This window comes from Streptomyces sp. NBC_01264 (assembly GCF_026340675.1).
Lineage (GTDB): Bacteria > Actinomycetota > Actinomycetes > Streptomycetales > Streptomycetaceae > Streptomyces.
This window is the reverse complement of the sequence record NZ_JAPEOX010000001.1, coordinates 5,977,332-5,995,433: the sequence shown is the minus strand read 5'-3', so window position 1 is coordinate 5,995,433 and position 18,102 is coordinate 5,977,332. Positions and strand designations below refer to the sequence as shown.

The window sequence follows — 18,102 nt, the reverse complement described above, 5'->3', positions numbered from 1 at the left end:
GAGGGGTACGTACGGAGGAAAGGACGGCGGCCCCCCGCCCGGCAGGGCGGAGGGCCGTCGCGCGGCTATCTCAGGTGGTCCGGCCCGAAGGCCTGCGGCAGCATCGCGGAGAGCGGCAGGACGCCTTCCGGCGTCTCCACCTGGAGCTCGGCGCCGCCGAACTCGAAGAGGAGCTGGCGGCAGCGGCCGCAGGGGACGAGGATCTCGCCCTTGCCGTCCACGCAGGTGAAGTGCGTCAGGCGGCCGCCGCCCGTGGCCTGGAGGGAGGAGACCAGCCCGCACTCGGCGCACAGGCCGAGCCCGTAGCTGGCGTTCTCCACGTTGCAGCCGACGACGGTGCGGCCGTCGTCGACCAGCGCCGCGACGCCGACCGGGAAGCCCGAGTACGGGGCGTACGCCCGTGCCATGGCCTCCCGGGCGGCCGTGCGCAGGGCCTCCCAGTCGGGAGCGGCCGTCACTTGCCCTGGCCCTTGCGGTACGGCATGCCGTCCGCCTTCGGCATCCGCAGGCGCTGCGCGGACAGCGCGAGCACCAGCAGCGTGGTCAGGTACGGGGCCGCGTCCACGAACTGGCTGGGCACCTGGTCCGTGAGCGCGTACCAGAGGAACAGCAGCACGGCGAAGAACGCCGAGACACCGGCCGGGACGTAGCGCTTCTTGTAGAGCTGCCAGGCCACGACCAGGACCAGCAGGATCGCGATGAGCAGCAGCATCGCGTGGACGTTCTCGGCGCCGCCGCGCAGCTTGAGGCTGTCGGTGAAGCCGAAGAGTCCGGCGCCCAGTGCCATGCCGCCCGGCATCCAGTTGCCGAAGATCATCGCGGCGAGACCGATGTAGCCGCGGCCGCCGGTCTGGCCCTCCTGGTAGATCGGGCTGGCCACGATCGACAGGAACGCGCCGCCCAGGCCCGCGAGGGCGCCCGAGACGATCACGGCGATGTACTTGTACTTGTAGACGTTGACGCCGAGCGATTCGGCGGCGACGGGGTTCTCGCCGCAGGAGCGCAGCCGCAGGCCGAAGGTGGTGCGCCACAGCACCCACCAGGTGCCGGGGATCAGCAGCAGCGCGACGACGGTCAGCAGCGACAGGCCGGTGACCAGGCCGCCGACGACGCCGGCGAGGTCGGAGACGAAGAACCAGTGCTTGCCCTGGAGGGTGGCCATCCAGTCCGACAACCCGGGCACGGTGATCTCGTAGATCGGATCGACGCGCGGGGACTGCTTGGAGGAGCCGCCCGGCGCCTCGGCGAACGTGAAGTTCGACAGGTACTGGGTGAAGCCCAGCGCCAGGATGTTGATGGCCACACCGGAGACGATGTGGTTCACGTTGAAGGTGACCGTGATGATCGCGTGCAGCAGGCCGCCGATGGCGCCGCCGATCAGGCCGGCGACGACGCCGGTCCAGGGGCCCCACTGGTAGCCGGCCCAGGCACCGAACCAGGTGCCGAGGATCATCATGCCCTCGAGGCCGATGTTGACGACGCCCGCGCGCTCGGCCCACAGGCCGCCGAGTCCGGCGAGGCCGATCGGCACGGCGAGGGAGAGCGCTCCGGAGACCTGGCCGATGGAGGTCAGGTCGTTGGCTCCGCTGATCACGCGGACCAGCGAGATCAGCGCGAGGCCGCCCGCGACGATCAGCATGATCCACGGGAGGGTGAGCTTGGTGCGTCCGCCCTGCTTCTTGGGTGCGGCGCTGGTCGCGGAAACGGTGCTGGTGCTCACGCCGAGACCTCCTTCTCGGTCGGAATGGCGTGGCCCGCGGCCAGCTCCTCGCCGACCTTCTGCTGCTGACGTCGGATCCCGTAACGGCGGACGAGCTCGTAGGAGACGACGACCGCGATCACGATCAGGCCCTTCATGATCGTGCCGATCTCCTTCGCGTACCCGGCCTGGTCGAGCGAGGCCGAGGCCTTGTCGATGAAGGCCATCAGGAACGCGGCGAAGAAGATGCCGACCGGGCTGTTGCGTCCGAGCAGCGCGATGGTGATGCCGGTGAAGCCGATGCCGGTCGGGAAGGCCAGGTTGTAGGTGTGGGTCTCACCCAGCAGCTGAGGCATGCCCGCGAGGCCCGCGACCGCGCCCGAGATCAGCATCGCGGTGACGATCATCTTCTTGGCGTCGACGCCCGAGGCCTGGGCGGCGGACTCGCTGGCACCGGTGGCGCGCAGGTCGAAGCCGAAGCGGGTCCGGTTCAGCCCGAACCAGTAGACGATGCCCAGCGCGAAGGCGATGAAGGTGAAGCCGTAGATCTCCAGGCCGTCCCCGATCGTGAGGGCCGGGAACCAGCCGGACTTCGCGATCTCACCGGTGGTCAGGTCGTTGGAGCCCGCGGGCTGGACGCCGAGGTTCTTCGCCAGGATCAGCCAGGCGATCAGGCTGGTCGCGATGGCGTTCAGCATGATCGTGGAGACGACCTCGCTGACTCCGCGCCTGGCCTTCAGGATGCCGGCGATACCGGCCCAGAAGGCGCCGGTCAGCATGGCGACGACCACGATCAGCAGGATGTGGAGCGGGCCGGGCAGCGAGACGGCGGCACCGACGACCGCGGACAGCATCGCCGCGAGGCGGTACTGACCGTCGACACCGATGTTGAAGAGGTTCATCCGGAAGCCGACGGCCACGGCCAGGGCCGCGAGGTAGTACGTGCCCGCCTGGTTCACGATGAGGATCTGGACGTCCTCGTAACCGGCGTTCTCCACCATCAGACGCAGGGGTTCGATCGGGTCGATGCCCGTCGCGCCCAGCACGGCCATGGTCAGCAGGAAGGCGGTGACCAGCGCGAGCGCGGGCCCGGCGACGCCGAGGAGCAGCCGGTCCTTGTCGAGTTTCTTCATCGGGCCTCGTCCTCCGGGGAGTCGGTACGGGCATCCGTGCCGGCGGCGGAGTGGTTGTCGGTGGCGTCTGTGGCGTCGAGGTGTCCGGATGCAGCACCCGTCATGGCGGTGCCGAGCTCCTCCGGGGTCACGGTCGCGGGGTCGGCGTCCGCGACCAGGCGGCCGCGGTAGATCACGCGCAGGGTGTCGGACAGGCCGATGAGCTCGTCCAGGTCGGCGGAGATCAGCAGGACCGCCAGGCCTTCGCGGCGGGCCTCCCGGATCGCGTCCCAGATCTGCGCCTGCGCACCGACGTCCACACCGCGGGTGGGGTGGGCGGCGATGAGGAACTTCGGGTTGTGGCTCATCTCGCGGCCGACGATCAGCTTCTGCTGGTTGCCGCCGGAGAGCGAGGCCGCGGTGACCTCGATGCCGGGCGTGCGGACGTCGTACTCGCGCACGATCCGCTCGGTGTCCTTGCGGGCGGCCTTCGGGTCGATGATGCCGCGCTTGGAGTTGGGGGCTTCGGTGACGTGGCCGAGGATGCGGTTCTCCCAGAGGGAGGACTCCAGCAGCAGACCGTGCCGGTGGCGGTCCTCGGGGATGTAGCCGATGCCGCCCTCGCGGCGCTTGCGCACCGGGGACTTGGTGATGTCCTTGCCGTCGAGGGTGATGACGCCCGCGTCGGGGGTCAGCATGCCCATGAGGGCCTCGATGAGCTCGGTCTGGCCGTTGCCCTCGACGCCCGCGATGCCGAGGATCTCGCCCTTGTGGATCGTGAGGCTGATCCCGTCGAGCAGCAGGCGTCCGGCGACCGCGTTGTCGCGCAGGTTGGCGTCCGGCAGGCCCGGCGTGCGCGCGGTGTCCTCCGTGACGACGGGCGCCCCGCCCTCGGCGACGGTCAGCCGTTCGACCTTGAGCATCGGGACGGTGGTCACCGTGGACTCGCGGGTCTCCGGCGAGGGCAGCTCGGAGCCGACCATCAGCTCGGCGAGCTGCTTGGTCGTGGCGGTCCGCGGGTCGGCGGTGCCGACCGTGGTGCCGCGCCGGATGACGGTGATGTCGTCGGCGACCTTCAGGACCTCGCCCAGCTTGTGCGAGATGAAGATGACGGTCAGGCCCTCGGACTTGAGCTCGCGCAGGTTGTCGAAGAGCGCGTCGACCTCCTGCGGCACGAGGACCGCGGTCGGCTCGTCGAGGATGAGGATCTTCGCGCCGCGGTAGAGGACCTTGAGGATCTCCACGCGCTGGCGGTCGGCGACCCCGAGGTCCTCGACCAGGGCGTCGGGACGCACGCCGAGGCCGTACGCGTCCGAGATCTCCTTGATCTTCTTACGGGCCTTCGCGCCGATGCCGTAGAGCTTCTCGCCGCCGAGGACCACGTTCTCCAGGACGGTGAGGTTGTCGGCGAGCATGAAGTGCTGGTGCACCATGCCGATGCCGCGGGCGATGGCATCGCCGGGGCTGCTGAAGGAGACCTGCTCCCCGTCGATGGCGATGGTGCCCTCGTCCGGCTTCTGCATGCCGTAGAGGATCTTCATCAGCGTCGACTTGCCGGCGCCGTTCTCACCGATCAGGGCGTGGACCGTGCCCTTGCGGACGGTGATCGCGATGTCCTTGTTGGCGACGACGCCGGGGAAGCGCTTGGTGATGCCGTGCAGTTCTACGGCGGGGGGCGGGCTGGACGCGTTGATGACGCACTCTCCTTGGCGCGGAAGGAGCTGAAGGCAGGGAGGGGACAGGGCGGGGTGGAGAAAGTATCGCGTCCACGATGCTTCTACGCGCGTAGCACTGTCGAAAGTGAAAACTTGCGGCCAACCGGCCACAAGATCACATGAAACCACGTGACACGGGCCGGGGCCCGGGAGCGATGGAGACCGCTGCCCGGACCCCGGGGATCACGCGCGATGCAGGTCGGACGACGCCTTACGGGGCGGTCTTGGCCGTGACCTTCTTGGCGATGATGTCGGCCTTCGCCTTGTCGACCGCGGCGACGAGGTCGGTCATCTCCTTGTACTTCGGGTTGGAGTCGGCCAGGCCGACGCCGTCCTTGTCCAGGCCGTAGCGGACCTCGCCGGACTCCGGCTTGCCGTCCTGGACCGACTTGATCAGGTTGTAGACCGAGTCGGAGACGTCCTTGGTGACCGAGGTCAGGATGAAGTCCTTGTACTTCGCCAGACCGGCCTGGTTGTACTGGTCCGAGTCGACGCCGATGGACCACTTGCCCTTGGCGGAGGCGGCCTCGATGGCACCCGAGCCGGCCAGACCGGCGGCCGAGTAGATCACGTCGGCGCCCTTGTCGAGCTGGCCCTCGGCCGCGGCCTTGCCCAGGTCGGGCTTGGCGAAGCCGTCGAAGTTCGGCGGCTGGGTCAGGTACTGGGTGAGCACCTTGGCGTTCGGGTTGGTGTCCTTGACGCCCTGGGCGAAGCCCGCCTCGAACTTCTTGATCAGCGGAACCTCGACACCGCCGATGAAGCCGACCGTGCCGGTCTTGGACGCCTTGGCGGCGGCGACGCCGGCCAGGTAGGAGCCCTGCTCCTCGTTGAAGACGAGGTTGGCGATGTTCTTCGCCTGCACCGAGGTGTCGTCGATGATGCCGAACGTGGTGTCCGGGAACTTCTCGGCGACCTTCTTGATGGCCGGCGCGTAGGCGAAGCCGACGCCGATGACCGGGTTGTTGCCCTTGCGGGCCAGCTCGGTGAGGCGCTGGACCTTGTCGGCCTCGCCCTCGCCGTCGGTGGGCTCCGCCTGGGCGCCCTTGATCTTCAGGTCCGTCTCGGCCTTATGAAGGCCCTCGTAGGCGGCATCGTTGAACGACTGGTCGCCGCGGCCACCGATGTCGTACGCGATGGCGGCGGACTTCTCCGCGGAGGAGGAGGAATCGGACGACGAGTCCGAGGACTTCTTACCGCCGCAGGCGGTGGCCGAGAGGGCCAGCGCTGCGGACGCGATGCCCACGGTGGCGATCCTGGTGATCCGGCGCAAGGGGAGGCTCCTTCAAAACCTGACCGAAGCGCCACGACCGGCGCTGGTTTCGCCGCGATCGTAACGCGCGTAGATGTCAGTTAAAGGCCCGTTCATGAGTCGTTATCGGATCGTCGTGAACCAGACAGTGACCGATTGGTGACTGCCGACGCGCCCGACCCATGTGTACCAAGGGCCGGACGCGTCCGCCGGATCAATCGCCGATGTTGTAAGAACTTCTACCCGCCCGACCCCGCGAGTCCGGTGCGTCGGCCCGCGCGCTGGTCGACGGGGTGGCCGTCGAGCAGGGCTGCGGCCGTGAAGAACTCCACGCCGACCCCGATCGCGGCCTCGTCCACGTCGAAATCACCCCGGTGCAGATCCCGCTTCGCGGTGTCCCCCGGCGTACGGACGCCCAGGCGCGCCATGGCTCCGGGGACGTGCTCCAGGTACCAGGAGAAGTCCTCGCCGCCCAGGCTCTGCTCGGTGTCCTCGACCGAGTCGGCTCCGAGCCGGGCGCTCATCGCCTCGCGCAGCAGCTCGGTGACCATCGGATCGTTGACGACCGGGGGGACTCCGCGCACGTAGGTGATCTCCGACTTGGCGCGGTGCATCGAGGCGATCTCGTCGATGATCGCGTGGATCTGGTCGGGGGCCTCGTGCCAGGAGTTCAGGTCCAGGCACCGAACGGTTCCGGACAGCTCCGCGTGCATCGGGATCACGTTGCAGGCGTGCCCCGCCTCGATCCGGCCCCAGGTCACCGACATGCCCGAGCGGGCGTCCATCCGCTTGGTCAGCAGGGCCGGCAGGTCCAGGGCGAGCCGGGCGGCCGCCGTCACCAGGTCGGTGGTCAGGTGCGGACGGGCGGTGTGCCCGCCGGGCCCTTCGAGGGTGACCTCCAGCCGGTCGCAGGCCGAGGTGATGGGGCCGGTGCGCAGGCCGATGCGGCCGGCGTCGACCCGGGGGTCGCAGTGCAGGGCGATGATCTTGCCCACGCCGTCCAGCACCCCGGAGTCGATGGCCTCGGTGGCGCCGCCGGGGAGCACTTCCTCGGCGGGCTGGAAGAGCAGCCGCACCGGCCGGGGCAGCTCGCCCTTGCGGTCGAGCTCGGCGAGGACGAGGCCGGCGCCGAGCACCACGGCGGTGTGCACGTCGTGGCCGCAGGCGTGGGCGCGGTCCGGGACGGTCGAGCGGTACGAGACGTGCGTCTTGGCATCCGGGATGGGCAGGGCGTCGATGTCCGCGCGCAGGGCCAGCATCGGACGTACGCCGTCCCAGGTGCCGACGTCACAGATGAGCCCGGTGCCCGACTTCAGCACCCTGGGACGCAGGCCCGCTTTCTCCAGCCGGGCCTTGATCGCCGCCGTGGTGCGGAACTCGTGGTGTCCTAGCTCGGGATGCATGTGCAAGTCCCGGCGGAAGGCGATCAGTTCGGCGCGCAGGTGGTCCGGAAGCTTGCCGGGCAGCTCGGGCCGGCCGGGCGCGGCGGGCTGGGCGGTCTGGGACTCGCGGGACATCAACTGGTTCACCCGTTTAAGGGTAGGCCCACCCATGGGTCAACTGGCTGGAGATCACAAAAAGTTCATGCCGTTAGGGGAAAGAAACCCGGCCTCTGGACGCATGACCGGATGAAGGCGCGGGTAAACTCGCGCGCTCATCCATGCACTCATCCGGCCGCCGGAGCCGTCTGAGCAGGAAGTCTGTGCACATCACGGGCAGTGTCGGTGACTCCGGCGAGGAAACCGCGGGCCCGCTCGGAAGCCGACGGTGTGAGCCAGCTCGGATCGACATCGCATACGGCCACGGTCACGCCGGTGCCGATCAGCGCGTAGGGCAGGGTGTGGACGACCGTGGAGGGGAAGCTGACGATCGTCCGGCCGACCGGGCCCCGCCGGGCGATCAGCTCCAGCGGCAGGTCCGGACGTACGATCTCCAGCCCGGTCGCCTCGCTCAGCAGGCGCAGCTTCTCCGGGGATTCCCGGCGGTGGGCGAAGTAGCGGGTGGCGCCGTGTTCCAGGGTCAGGACGCGCACCGCCTCCAGGTAGCGGTCCGGGTCCACCACGCCGGTCTCCACCAGCGAGGTGCCGACCAGATCGGTGCCCTTGGTCAGGAGGGGCGGGCCGAAGCGGGCCCGGGTCCAGGCGAAGTCGTTGAGCCGTACGGTCATCCCGCCGTGCGCGGTGACCGGCATCGAGCTGAACACCTCGACGCGCCGGCTGCCGCCGGAACCCGGGGTGAACCGCCGCCGGGCCGTCGCGGAGACCGGCGCGTACGCCAGCTCGCGCAGCCGGCCCGCGAGACCGCCGCCGCCGACCCGGTGCCAGCGCACGAGACGCTCGCCGCGGGCCGTCTGGGCGACGAACTCCATGGTCGCGGTGCCGTCGTCGACCACGACGAGCTCCTCGGCCCGGACGATCGTGAGCAGGAGCTGCACGTAGCGGGAGAAGGGATCCCCCACGACCACCCGCCCGGCCGCCCGCACCTCGCGCGCGAGCGCGCCGAAGGCCCTGACCGGCGCGAGCCGGCCGCCGCGGGCCTCCTGCCACCGCACTTCGTGCCCCTCGTCCCGGGCCAGCCCCGCCATCCGGCGCAGCTGCCCCCGGGACATGGGGTCGGTGGGCGGAAGCACCACGATCCGCAGGCCCGCCGCGGCACCCGCCCCGGCCGGCCCCCGCTCCCCGGCCGCCCCGGACGCGTTCCCGCCGCCGCGGGCCGGCTGGCGCGGAACGGCTCCGAGGAGACGGCCGAAGCCCTGGGCGTGCGCCCACTCCAGGACGTTGAGGAGCTGGACCGGGCTTTCGACGAAGGCCAGGGTCGGGGCGGGGGCTGAGCGGGTCACCATGTGCTCCTCGTCGGAGGGTGGGGGACGGGTGCGGCCACGGCCGGCGTGACGCCGGACGGAGTCCGGCGCAGCGCCCCGAAGCCCGGGAGGCCCGCCAGGGCCCTGGGGGTCCCCCCGGACAGAGTCCGGGGGATGGTGCGAGGGGCGCGTCGGGGATCAGACCGAGGCGAGCTCGCCCTGGACGCGGCGGAGCTTCTTCATCGGGCCGAGCTCCGAGTCGTAGACCCGCTTGATGCCGTCGCCCAGCGCGGTCTCGATGGTGCGGATGTCGCGGACCAGGCGGGTCAGGCCGCCCGGCTCGACGGAGGCGGCCTGGTCGGAGCCCCACATCGCGCGGTCGAGGGTGATGTGGCGCTCGACGAAGGTGGCGCCCAGGGCGACGGCGGCCAGGGTGGTCTGCAGGCCCGTCTCGTGGCCGGAGTAGCCGATCGGGACGTTCGGGTACTCCTCCTGGAGGGTGTTGATCACCCGCAGGTTGAGCTCCTCGGACTTGGCCGGGTACGTGGACGTGGCGTGGCAGAGCAGGATGTTGTCGCTGCCGAGCACCTCCACCGCGTGGCGGATCTGCTTCGGGGTGGACATGCCGGTGGAGAGGACGACGGTGCGACCGGTGGCGCGCAGGGCGCGCAGCAGCTCGTCGTCGGTCAGCGAGGCGGAGGCGACCTTGTGGGCGGGGACGTCGAACTTCTCCAGGAAGGCGACGGCCTCGGTGTCCCACGGGGAGGCGAACCAGTCGATGCCGCGCTTGGCGCAGTGCTCGTCGATGGCGCGGTACTCGTCCTCGCCGAACTCCACGCGGTGGCGGTAGTCGATGTAGGTCATCCGGCCCCAGGGGGTGTCGCGCTCGATGTCCCACTGGTCGCGGGGGGTGCAGATCTCGGGGGTGCGCTTCTGGAACTTCACGGCGTCGCAGCCGGCTTCGGCGGCGGCGTCGATGAGGGCCAGCGCGTTGCCGAGCTCGCCGTTGTGGTTGATGCCGATCTCGCCGACGACGTAGACGGGGTGGCCGGGGCCGGCGATGCGGGAGCCGAAGGTCCGGAGGCGGGGGGCGGGGGTGACCGTCATGGCAGGGCTGTCCTTCGGAGCGTGGGGTGTACGGGGGGAAGCGGGTGCGGGCACGGGTGCCGGCACCGGGGTGTGGACTGCGGTGAGGAGGGGAGTCGCGGCCGGTTCGGCCACGGGGGTGAGTACGGGTACGAGGGCGCGGGCGCGGGCCAGGTCGTGGGGATCGTCGATCTCCAGCACCCGTGCCGGGTCGGTGGCGACCGGGACGGTCCGCCCGAAGAAGCGGTGGCGGGCGGTCCGGAAGCCGGCGGCGTCCATGGCGTAGGCGGCGCCGGTCTCCAGGAGGTCCTGGGGGCGGTCCTGGCGGCGGGGGCGGTACGAGACGTCGTGGTTGACCCCGCTCCCGGAGCCGTCGGGGGCCGCCCGCCAGAGGAAGCCGTGGAAGGGGGCCGCGGTGAGCGCGGAGTCGGCGGCGCCCGACGCGACGGCGGCGGCGACGGACTCCACGTCGGAGACGGTGATGAAGGGGCTGGTGCACTGCACGAGCAGGACCACGTCGACCGTGACGGAGTGCAGCTCCTCGAAGGAGTCGAGGGCGTGCAGCACGGCGGCCTCGCTGGTGGCGGTGTCCCCGGAGATCCCGGCGGGCCGCCGCAGCACCACGGCCCCGGCCTCGCGGGCGGCCTCGCCGATGGCCTCGGAGTCGGTGGACACCAGGACGTCGGTGACGGTCGCGGCGCCCAGGCAGGCCCGGACGGCCCGGACCACGAGCGGCATCCCGCCGACGTCGGCCAGGTTCTTCCCGGGCACGCCCTTGGACCCCCCGCGTGCGGGGATCACGGCGAGCACCCTGGGCACGGCGCGGGCTTCGCGGAGGGATCCCGCGGTGGCCGGGGCGGGGACGGCGGCGGTGGCGTCAGGAGCAGTGGGGGCGGCGGCGCTCGTGGCGACGGCGCGCGTGGCGGCTGCGCGGGTGGCCGCGGCGCGCGCGACGGCGGCGCGCGTGACGGCTCCGGCCGGGCGGGGGCTCACAGCTCCCCCAGGCGGCGGATCACCGGCGCGACGCGCTGGACGCCGTGCCGGTAGGCACCCCGGGCGGCTTCGCGCAGGTGGGCGCGGAGCCGGCGGCGCAGCCGGGAACCCCCGGCCGCGGTCCCGGGCGCACCGGGCAGCGGGTGCCCGTCGGGGCCGAGGTGGTGCCGGGCCAGGATCCCGGGAAGGTAGCCCGGCGCGGTGTCCTGCGTGTAGTAGGGCTCCACGGCCGGGAGCGGTCCCCCGGCCAGCAGCTCCGTGAGGCGTGCCCGCGCCGCGGTGTAGGGGTCGCGCGCACCGGGCTCCCCGGGCCCCCCGGCCGGCGTCACCGGCATGCCCACGCCCTGGGCCGCCAGCCAGTCCGGATCGGCCTTCGGGAGCAGGCCCTCGTCGAGCTGGGTCCAGGAGGCCATGCAGCCGGAGCCCAGGAAGTGGTGGTTGCCGAGGGTCTCGCGGACGCCGAGGTCGGTGAGCACGGCCGTCGGGATGCCCCGGTGCAGGGACTCCAGGGCCGCCGTGGAGGAGACGGTGACCAGCAGGTCCGTGGCGTCCAGGACCTCGCCCATGTTCCCGTACACCAGACGGCAGTTGGAGGGGAGGCCGCCGGGGAGCTGCTGCGCGAGGCGCTGGTACGGAAGCTCCTCCAGGTGCGTGGTGTGCTCCCCCGGCCGGCTGCGCAGCTTGACCAGCACCTCGCGCGCGGGGTGCAGCCGGGCGTGTTCCGCGGCGCGGCGCAGCAGGTAGGTGCGGTCCGCGCGGTTGTCCGGCACGGAGGGCTGGACCGCGAAGACCACCCGGTGGACCGTGCCGGCCGTGCCGACGGGGTCGTACGTGTCGGCGTCGGCCGGTTCGAGGAAGGGGAGGGCGGTCTCCACGAGGGCTCCGGCGTCGGCGCCGACACCCTCGTAGACCGCGCGGAACCGCTCGGCGTCGTGGCGGGAGTTGGCGAGGACCAGGTCGGCCCCGTGGCGCAGCAGCAGGCCGTCGGCGAGCTTCTCGTAGACGACTCCGACGTACCCGGTGACGAACACCGGCCGCGCGCCCGGCTCCGGCCACAGGGCGCGGGCCCCGTGCAGGACGGCCTGGGCGGCGCCGCCGACCAGGGCGAGGATGACCACGTCGTAAGCACGGTCGTGGGCGCGGTCGTGGGCGCGGTCGTGGGCGCCCGCGGACTCCCCCTGCGGCGCGGAGAGTTCGGCGAGGAACTCGGCGCAGGTGACTTCGGTGAGCCGGTCCGCCCGGACCCCGACCTCGCCGAGCTGGCGGGCGGTGGGCGTGGCCCGGCCGCGGAGCAGGAATCCGGTCAGGTGGACGGAGTCCGGCTCGGCGGAGAGACGGCGGGCGGTGAGCGCTCCCCATTTCCAGCGGGTGTCGGAATCGGCGAGTACGGCCACACGGAGGGCGGGCGGAGGGGCCGCGCGGTTGCTTGCTGGCACCCGGCAGAAGTTATTCCGGCTTTTCGGTGATCGGCCCAACGAACGCACAACAGCGGGTTAACAACCCGTCGAATCCGCGCGAAAGCGTCCGGGTTAACGTCCCTGCCGTTCGTCGTTCACGTGGAATCCGCGTGCGGGCCACGGTGAATGACGAGCGGCGCCCTAATGTCTCGGACGTGCTCAAGCTCTCTGTTGTCGTGCCGTTCTACAACGTGCAGACGTATGCGCCGGATGCCCTGAAAAGCCTCGAACTCAACGCCCGGGAAGATTTCGAGTTCCTGCTCGTCGACGACCGCTCGACGGACGGGACGCCCGCGCTCCTCGAGCGGGCGGCCCGCGAGCTGCCCGGCGCCGTGCACCTCAGACACGAGCGCAACGGCGGCCTGGCGACGGCCCGGAACACCGGACTGGACGCGGCCCGCGGGGAGTACATCACCTTCATGGACGGGGACGACTGGCTGGCGCCGGGCCATCTGGCCCGGACCCTGGCCGCCATCGAGGCCCTGGGCTGCGATTTCGTCCGTACCGACCACGTCCAGTGCACGGACAGGACGCGCGTGGTGCAGCGCGTCCCCTACGGGCCGGACTCGGTGGTGGCCGATCCGCGCACCGGGATCCTGCCCGTCACCCGCGCGACCTCGGTGGACTATCCGTACGCCTGGGCCGGGATGTACCACCGGCGGCTGCTGGACCGCGGGCTGCTGCACTTCACCGACGGTCTGCGGACGGCGGAGGACCGGCCGTGGATCTGGCGGCTGCACCGGGAGGCGGATTCCTTCGCGCCGGTCGGCCTGCCCGGAATCTTCTACCGCCGCGGGGTCTCCACCTCGCTGACGCAGATCGGCGACGAGCGTCAGCTCGATTTCATTCGCGCATTCGATCAGGTGCTGACCGAAACGGCCGCCGACCGGGATTCCGATCTTCTCCTCCCGAAGGCCGTCCGAACCTATTGCGCAATTATCGCGCACCATGTCGGGTCCATCGAAAGGTTCGAACCTCCCGTGGCCAAAAAACTCCGCTCGATGAGCACGGCCGCGCTCGGCAGAATGCCCCAGCAGGTCCTCGACCAGACACTGGACACCATGGACGCCGACCGGGCCGCCGTGCTCCGTCGGCTCCGCAAGCGCTCCACGGCCGGATCGGCTCCCTCGGCCCCCGCCGCGTCCGCCGGGGTGACCGCGTGAACGTCACCCAGATCTTCATGGCCTCCACCCTCTACGGAACGGCCACCCTCGCGGCCGCCCTCGACGCGGACCTCTTCCCGCCCGTCGGCCGCCGGATCCTGCTGACCAGCAACCACTCCGTCACCGCCGAGATCGCCCCCGGCCTGACCGACGCGCCCGGCTTCGCCACCCTGAGCACCCGCTTCGACGAGGTCCTCGACTGGAACGCCGTCATCGCCCCGATGCACCCCAGCACCTGGAGCCCGCGCCCCGAGGACGTCCCGCTGTGGGAGCGCCAGCTGCGCTCCTCCTGGGGACTGGGCACCGACCGCGTCGAACTGATCGTGGAATCCCTCCAGGTGCCGCCCGCCCAGAGCCTGTGCCGGCTCTTCCCCGGAGCGGCCATGGAGGTCTACGCCGACGGGCTGATGAGCTACGGCCCCACCCGCTTCCGCCTCGACCCCGGGCTCGGGATGCGCGTACGGCGGGTGCTGCACCTGGACCTCGTACCGGGCCTGGAGCCGCTGCTGCTGACCGAGTTCGGCGTACGGGCCGAGGCGATCCCGACCGCCGCCTTCCTCAAGGTCATCGGTGAGCTCGAAGGAGCGGAGCAGACGCCCGCGGAGTCAGCCGGAGCGGGTTCCGAGGCACCCGCGCTCCTGCTGGGCCAGTACCTCTCCGCCCTCGACCTGGTACCGGCCGACGAGGAGGAGGAACTGCACGCGGAGATGGTCCGGGGCGCGCACGCGCTGGGCCACCGCGAGCTGGTCTTCAAACCGCACCCCAGCGCCCCCGCCGCCTACTCCCGCCGGGCGGAGGAGGAGGCCGAGCGGCTCGGCGTCCGGCTCACCGTGCTGAGCACCCCGGTGCTCGCCGAGACCCTCTACGAGCGGCTGCACCCGGCGCTGGTCGTCGGCTGCTTCTCCACGGGACTGCTGACCGCCGCCACCCTGTACGGGCTGCCGGTGGCCCGGACCGGCACGGGGGCCGTCCTCGCGCGCCTGTCCCCGTACCCGAACAGCAACCGGATCCCGCTCGTGCTGGCCGACGCCCTGCTGCCCGACCTCGCGGATCCCGAGGCCGTACGCTCCTGGACCCCGCCGGGGCCCGAACGGGTCGCGGCCGAGCTGACGGGCATGATCACGGCGGTGGGCTTCACCATGCAGCCCAAGATCCTGGCGGAGCGCCGCACCGAGGTCGAGGAGTGGCTGGGCGCGCACCTGACCCCGGACACCTGGCGCTACTTCACCCGCCGCCGGCTGACCACCCTGGGCCTGCCGGGCGGCATCCCGGCGCAGTTGTCCTTCCTGCCGCGCAACCGCGCCGCGCGCCGCGTGGCCCGGCTGCTGCGCAGGGCGGTCAGCTGACGGCGAGCTTCGCCGCGAAGCCCAGGAAGAGCACGCCCGCCGCCGAGCTGGCCCCGGCCGCGAGCCGCTTGCGGCGCCGGAAGGCGGCCGCCAGCCGGTTGCCGCCGAAGATCAGCGTGGTCAGGTAGAGGAAGCTGCCGATCTGCATCAGGGTGCCCAGCAGCAGGAAGGACAGCGCCGGGTAGGCGTAGGCGGTGTCCACGAACTGCACGAAGAAGGACATCAGGAACAGGATGGCCTTCGGGTTGAACACGCTGATCAGCAGCGCCCGCCGGTAGGGCCGCTCGCTCTCGCCGGCCTTCACCGCGGCGGCGGCCGGGCTCGCCCCGGGGGCGGGCTCGGCGGCCGCGGCGCGCTCGCGGCGGGCGCGCCACATGGTCCAGGCCCCCCGCAGCATGCCGATGGCGAGCCAGGTCAGGTACCCGGCGCCGAGCAGTTTGACGACGCCGAACACGATCGGGCTGGTCTGCAGCAGCGCCCCGGCGCCGACCGCGGCCAGGGTCATGAGCAGGGCGTCCCCGGTGAACACGCCGGCGGCGGCCCGGTACCCCTGGCGGACTCCGCCGCGCGCGGCGACGGAGAGCACGTAGAGCGAGTTCGGCCCCGGCAGCAAAATGATCAGTACCAGGCCGGCGATGTACGTCGGAAGATCTGTGACACCCAGCATGTGCAGGAGTGTCCCATGAGGACACACCTGTCCCGCCACCGCATTTCACGGACTGGGACCAGACCGGTACCGGCCAAGGTCACCAGCCGGAATCAGCCGGCACGTACGTCCCCCACACCTCGCGCAGCGCCCCGCACACCTCCCCCACCGTGGCCCTGGCCCGCAGCGCCTCCCGCATCGGATAGAGCACGTTCTCCGTGCCCGCCGCCGCCTCCCGCAGCGCCGCGAGCGCCTCGTCCACGGCCGCCCCGTCGCGGCCCGCCCGCAGCGCGGCCAGCGAGGCCCGCTGCCGGTCCTCGATCGCCGGGTCCACCCGCAGCGGCTCGTACGGTTCCTCCTCGTCCAGCGCGAAGCGGTTGACCCCGACCACCACGCGCTCGCCGCTCTCGGTCTCCCGGGCGATCCGGTAGGCGTTCCGCTCGATCTCCTCCTTCTGGAAGCCCGCCTCGATCGCGGCCACCGCCCCGCCCATCGCCTCGACCCGCGCCATCAGGTCGAGCGCCGCCGCCTCCACCTCGTCCGTCATCCGCTCCACGGCGTAGGACCCCGCGAAGGGGTCGACGGTGTGCGGCACGTCCGTCTCGTACGCCAGCACCTGCTGGGTCCGCAGCGCGAGGCGGGCCGCCTTCTCGGTGGGCAGCGCGATCGCCTCGTCGAAGGAGTTGGTGTGCAGCGACTGGGTGCCGCCCAGCACGGCGGCCAGGCCCTGTACGGCCACGCGCACCAGGTTGAGCTCCGGCTGCTGCGCCGTCAGCTGCACCCCGGCGGTCTGGGTGTGGAAGCGCAGCATCAGGGACTTCGGGTCCCGGGCCCCGAACTCCTCGCGCATGACGCGGGCCCAGATCCGCCGGGCCGCACGGAACTTCGCGACCTCCTCCAGGAGGGTGGTGCGGGCGACGAAGAAGAAGGACAGCCGGGGCGCGAACGCGTCGACCTCCATCCCGGCGGCCAGCGCGGTCCGTACGTACGCGATCGCGTCGGCCAGGGTGAAGGCAATCTCCTGCGCGGGCGAGGCCCCGGCCTCGGCCATGTGGTAGCCGGAGATGGAGATGGTGTTCCACTTCGGGAGCTCGGCCCGGCAGTAGCGGAAGACGTCGGCCGTCAACCTGAGGGAGGGTCCGGGCGGGAAGATGTAGGTCCCCCGTGCGATGTACTCCTTCAGCACGTCGTTCTGGACCGTGCCGGTCAGCCGGCCCGGCTCGATCCCCTGTTCCTCGGCGACCAGTTGGTAGAGCAGGAGCAGCAGCGCGGCCGGTGCGTTGATCGTCATCGAGGTGGACACCCGGTCGAGCGGGATCCCGTCGAACAGCACCCGCATGTCCTCGATCGAGTCGATCGCCACGCCCACCTTCCCGACCTCGCCGTGCGCGAGCGGGGCGTCTGAGTCGTGACCCATCTGGGTGGGCAGGTCGAAGGCCACGGACAGCCCGGCGGCGCCGCCCGCGATGAGCTGCCGGTAGCGGGCGTTGGACTCGGCGGCCGTACCGAAACCGGCGTACTGGCGCATGGTCCAGGGCCGTCCGGTGTACATGGTCGGGTAGACGCCCCGGGTGTACGGGTACTCCCCCGGCTCCCCCAGTTCGGTCCCGGGGTCCCAGCCGGCGAGGTCGCCCGGACGGTAGACGGGCGCGATCGGGATCCCGCTCTCGGTGTGCCGCTCGTGCCGCTGCATGGGGTGCGCTCCTTACGTGGATCAGAGGGGCCCCGGGCTGATAAAACGTCCCCGCGGCTACCGCTCTGCGACCGTTCTGCGACCGCTGGTCACAATGGCGCAACATCGCGGCCGTCCCTGCAACTGACCACGCCCACGTCGCATCACCTAGATACACACGTAGAAATCGGGGGACTGCAATGCACCGCCAGAAGGTAATAATCCGCGCACTCGGCCTGGCCACCGCCGTCGCACTTGCCGCGACCGCCTGCGGACCGCAGAAGCCGGAGGCCGCGGGCTCCGGTTCTTCCGCTCCCGCATCGCCCACGGCGGTCGCCACTCCCGACGCCTCGCCGTCGACGGACCCGAAGCCGGGCGACGCCTCGCCGTCGGCTTCCCCGTCGCCGTCCGCCTCGCCCTCGCCCTCCGCCTCGCCCACCCCGACCGTGAAGCAGATCATGGCGAACGGCGACGACAGCGAGCTGGTCCGCGAGCTGCAGGCCCGACTGCGTCAGCTCAAGCTGATGTCGGTCGCTCCGACCGGCTTCTACGGTTCGAAGACGACCGCCGCCGTGAAGTCCTTCCAGTCGAAGAACGGCCTGTCCGCCACCGGCGGCGTGGACGAGCCCACGTGGAAGAAGATCCAGAACGCCACCAAGAAGCCGACCGCCGCCGAGCTGCGCCCGCCGACCGTCAACGAGCCCGACGCTCCCGACGCGCGCTGCATGACGGGCCGGGTGATGTGCATCAGCAAGGAGAGCCGCACCCTCGCCTGGATGATCGACGGGAAGATCGTCTCCACGCTGGACGTGCGCTTCGGTTCGGAGAACACCCCGACCCGCGAGGGCGAGTTCAAGGTGGAGTGGAAGGCCAAGGACTGGACGTCGACGATCTACCACACGCCGATGCCGTACTCGATGTTCTTCAGCCGGGGCCAGGCCGTGCACTACTCGGCGGACTTCGCCGCCCGCGGTTACGCCGGCGCCTCGCACGGCTGCGTGAACGTCCGGGACAAGGCCAAGCTGGCGACGCTGTTCGACGCGGTGAAGGTGGGCGACAAGGTCGTCGTCTACTGGTGATCCGCGGTCGGAAGTTGAGGGCGCGGGCGGGATCGGGGGAACGAATCCCGCCCGCGCCGGTTGCGCAGAGCCCAGGGGTACGGGG

General features: G+C 71.4%; 14 protein-coding genes and 1 pseudogene. 3 read left to right on the top strand and 12 right to left on the bottom strand.

What is annotated here, in order from left to right:
• Positions 1 to 65: 65 nt before the first annotated feature.
• The 10 genes and pseudogenes from OG435_RS28155 to OG435_RS28110 form a co-directional block, all read right to left on the bottom strand.
• Positions 66 to 458, bottom strand: coding sequence for a cytidine deaminase (locus OG435_RS28155; protein ID WP_266880731.1), 393 nt, complete (start codon positions 456 to 458; stop codon positions 66 to 68).
• Positions 455 to 1,720, bottom strand: a complete 1,266-nt coding sequence (locus OG435_RS28150) for an ABC transporter permease (protein WP_266880730.1) — start codon at positions 1,718 to 1,720, stop codon at positions 455 to 457. Before OG435_RS28150 ends, OG435_RS28155 begins: the two co-directional genes overlap by 4 nt.
• Positions 1,717 to 2,832: an ABC transporter permease gene (locus OG435_RS28145; protein WP_266880729.1), complete on the bottom strand. Its 1,116-nt coding sequence runs from the start codon at positions 2,830 to 2,832 to the stop codon at positions 1,717 to 1,719. Before OG435_RS28145 ends, OG435_RS28150 begins: the two co-directional genes overlap by 4 nt.
• Entirely contained in the window at positions 2,829 to 4,472 is a 1,644-nt protein-coding gene (locus OG435_RS28140) for an ABC transporter ATP-binding protein (RefSeq protein ID WP_266882141.1), read from the bottom strand. Before OG435_RS28140 ends, OG435_RS28145 begins: the two co-directional genes overlap by 4 nt.
• Positions 4,473 to 4,737: 265 nt before the next feature.
• Complete coding sequence (locus OG435_RS28135) at positions 4,738 to 5,796, bottom strand: BMP family lipoprotein (RefSeq protein ID WP_266880728.1); 1,059 nt, start codon at positions 5,794 to 5,796, stop codon at positions 4,738 to 4,740.
• A 218-nt stretch (positions 5,797 to 6,014) separates the two neighbouring features.
• A complete protein-coding gene (locus tag OG435_RS28130; protein ID WP_266882139.1) occupies positions 6,015 to 7,292 on the bottom strand; it encodes an amidohydrolase in 1,278 nt (425 codons plus the stop codon).
• A gap of 149 nt (positions 7,293 to 7,441) precedes the next feature.
• A complete protein-coding gene (locus OG435_RS28125) occupies positions 7,442 to 8,617 on the bottom strand; it encodes a hypothetical protein (protein WP_266880727.1) in 1,176 nt (391 codons plus the stop codon).
• A 156-nt stretch (positions 8,618 to 8,773) separates the two neighbouring features.
• Positions 8,774 to 9,682: an N-acetylneuraminate synthase family protein gene (locus tag OG435_RS28120; protein ID WP_266882137.1), complete on the bottom strand. Its 909-nt coding sequence runs from the start codon at positions 9,680 to 9,682 to the stop codon at positions 8,774 to 8,776.
• A 426-nt stretch (positions 9,683 to 10,108) separates the two neighbouring features.
• A pseudogene (locus tag OG435_RS28115) lies at positions 10,109 to 10,462 on the bottom strand (cytidylyltransferase domain-containing protein); the annotation flags it as partial.
• 188 nt (positions 10,463 to 10,650) lie between these two features.
• Positions 10,651 to 12,090: a DUF6716 putative glycosyltransferase gene (locus OG435_RS28110; protein ID WP_266880726.1), complete on the bottom strand. Its 1,440-nt coding sequence runs from the start codon at positions 12,088 to 12,090 to the stop codon at positions 10,651 to 10,653.
• Positions 12,091 to 12,266: 176 nt separating this feature from the next.
• Here OG435_RS28110 and OG435_RS28105 point away from each other — a divergent pair, with 176 nt between their 5' ends.
• Together OG435_RS28105 and OG435_RS28100 are read left to right on the top strand one after the other, a co-directional pair.
• Positions 12,267 to 13,274, top strand: a complete 1,008-nt coding sequence (locus OG435_RS28105) for a glycosyltransferase family 2 protein (protein WP_266880725.1) — start codon at positions 12,267 to 12,269, stop codon at positions 13,272 to 13,274.
• On the top strand, positions 13,271 to 14,620 hold the full coding sequence (locus OG435_RS28100) for a polysialyltransferase family glycosyltransferase (RefSeq protein ID WP_430625699.1): 1,350 nt from the start codon (positions 13,271 to 13,273) through the stop codon (positions 14,618 to 14,620). Before OG435_RS28105 ends, OG435_RS28100 begins: the two co-directional genes overlap by 4 nt.
• On the opposite strand, the gene leuE is transcribed toward OG435_RS28100, so the two are convergent.
• Both leuE and OG435_RS28090 read right to left on the bottom strand, forming a co-directional pair.
• The gene (leuE, locus tag OG435_RS28095; RefSeq protein WP_266880724.1) at positions 14,613 to 15,287 is read right to left on the bottom strand and encodes a leucine efflux protein LeuE; all 675 of its coding nucleotides are present in this window, start codon (positions 15,285 to 15,287) and stop codon (positions 14,613 to 14,615) included. The genes OG435_RS28100 and leuE overlap by 8 nt on opposite strands.
• Positions 15,288 to 15,366: 79 nt before the next feature.
• The gene (locus OG435_RS28090) at positions 15,367 to 16,959 is read right to left on the bottom strand and encodes an acyl-CoA mutase large subunit family protein (protein WP_266880723.1); all 1,593 of its coding nucleotides are present in this window, start codon (positions 16,957 to 16,959) and stop codon (positions 15,367 to 15,369) included.
• A gap of 179 nt (positions 16,960 to 17,138) precedes the next feature.
• Between OG435_RS28090 and OG435_RS28085 the strand changes: the two genes are divergently transcribed.
• On the top strand, positions 17,139 to 18,017 hold the full coding sequence (locus OG435_RS28085; protein WP_266880722.1) for a L,D-transpeptidase family protein: 879 nt from the start codon (positions 17,139 to 17,141) through the stop codon (positions 18,015 to 18,017).
• Positions 18,018 to 18,102 lie beyond the last annotated feature (85 nt).

Coding starts and splice junctions, on each gene's coding strand:
- OG435_RS28145 (WP_266880729.1), bottom strand. CDS start 2,832: ATGAAGAAACTCGACAAGGACCGGCTGCTCCTCGGCGTCGCCGGGCCC.
- OG435_RS28130 (WP_266882139.1), bottom strand. CDS start 7,292: ATGTCCCGCGAGTCCCAGACCGCCCAGCCCGCCGCGCCCGGCCGGCCC.
- OG435_RS28125 (WP_266880727.1), bottom strand. CDS start 8,617: ATGGTGACCCGCTCAGCCCCCGCCCCGACCCTGGCCTTCGTCGAAAGC.
- leuE (WP_266880724.1), bottom strand. CDS start 15,287: ATGCTGGGTGTCACAGATCTTCCGACGTACATCGCCGGCCTGGTACTG.
- OG435_RS28085 (WP_266880722.1), top strand. CDS start 17,139: ATGCACCGCCAGAAGGTAATAATCCGCGCACTCGGCCTGGCCACCGCC.
- OG435_RS28120 (WP_266882137.1), bottom strand. CDS start 9,682: ATGACGGTCACCCCCGCCCCCCGCCTCCGGACCTTCGGCTCCCGCATC.
- OG435_RS28090 (WP_266880723.1), bottom strand. CDS start 16,959: ATGCAGCGGCACGAGCGGCACACCGAGAGCGGGATCCCGATCGCGCCC.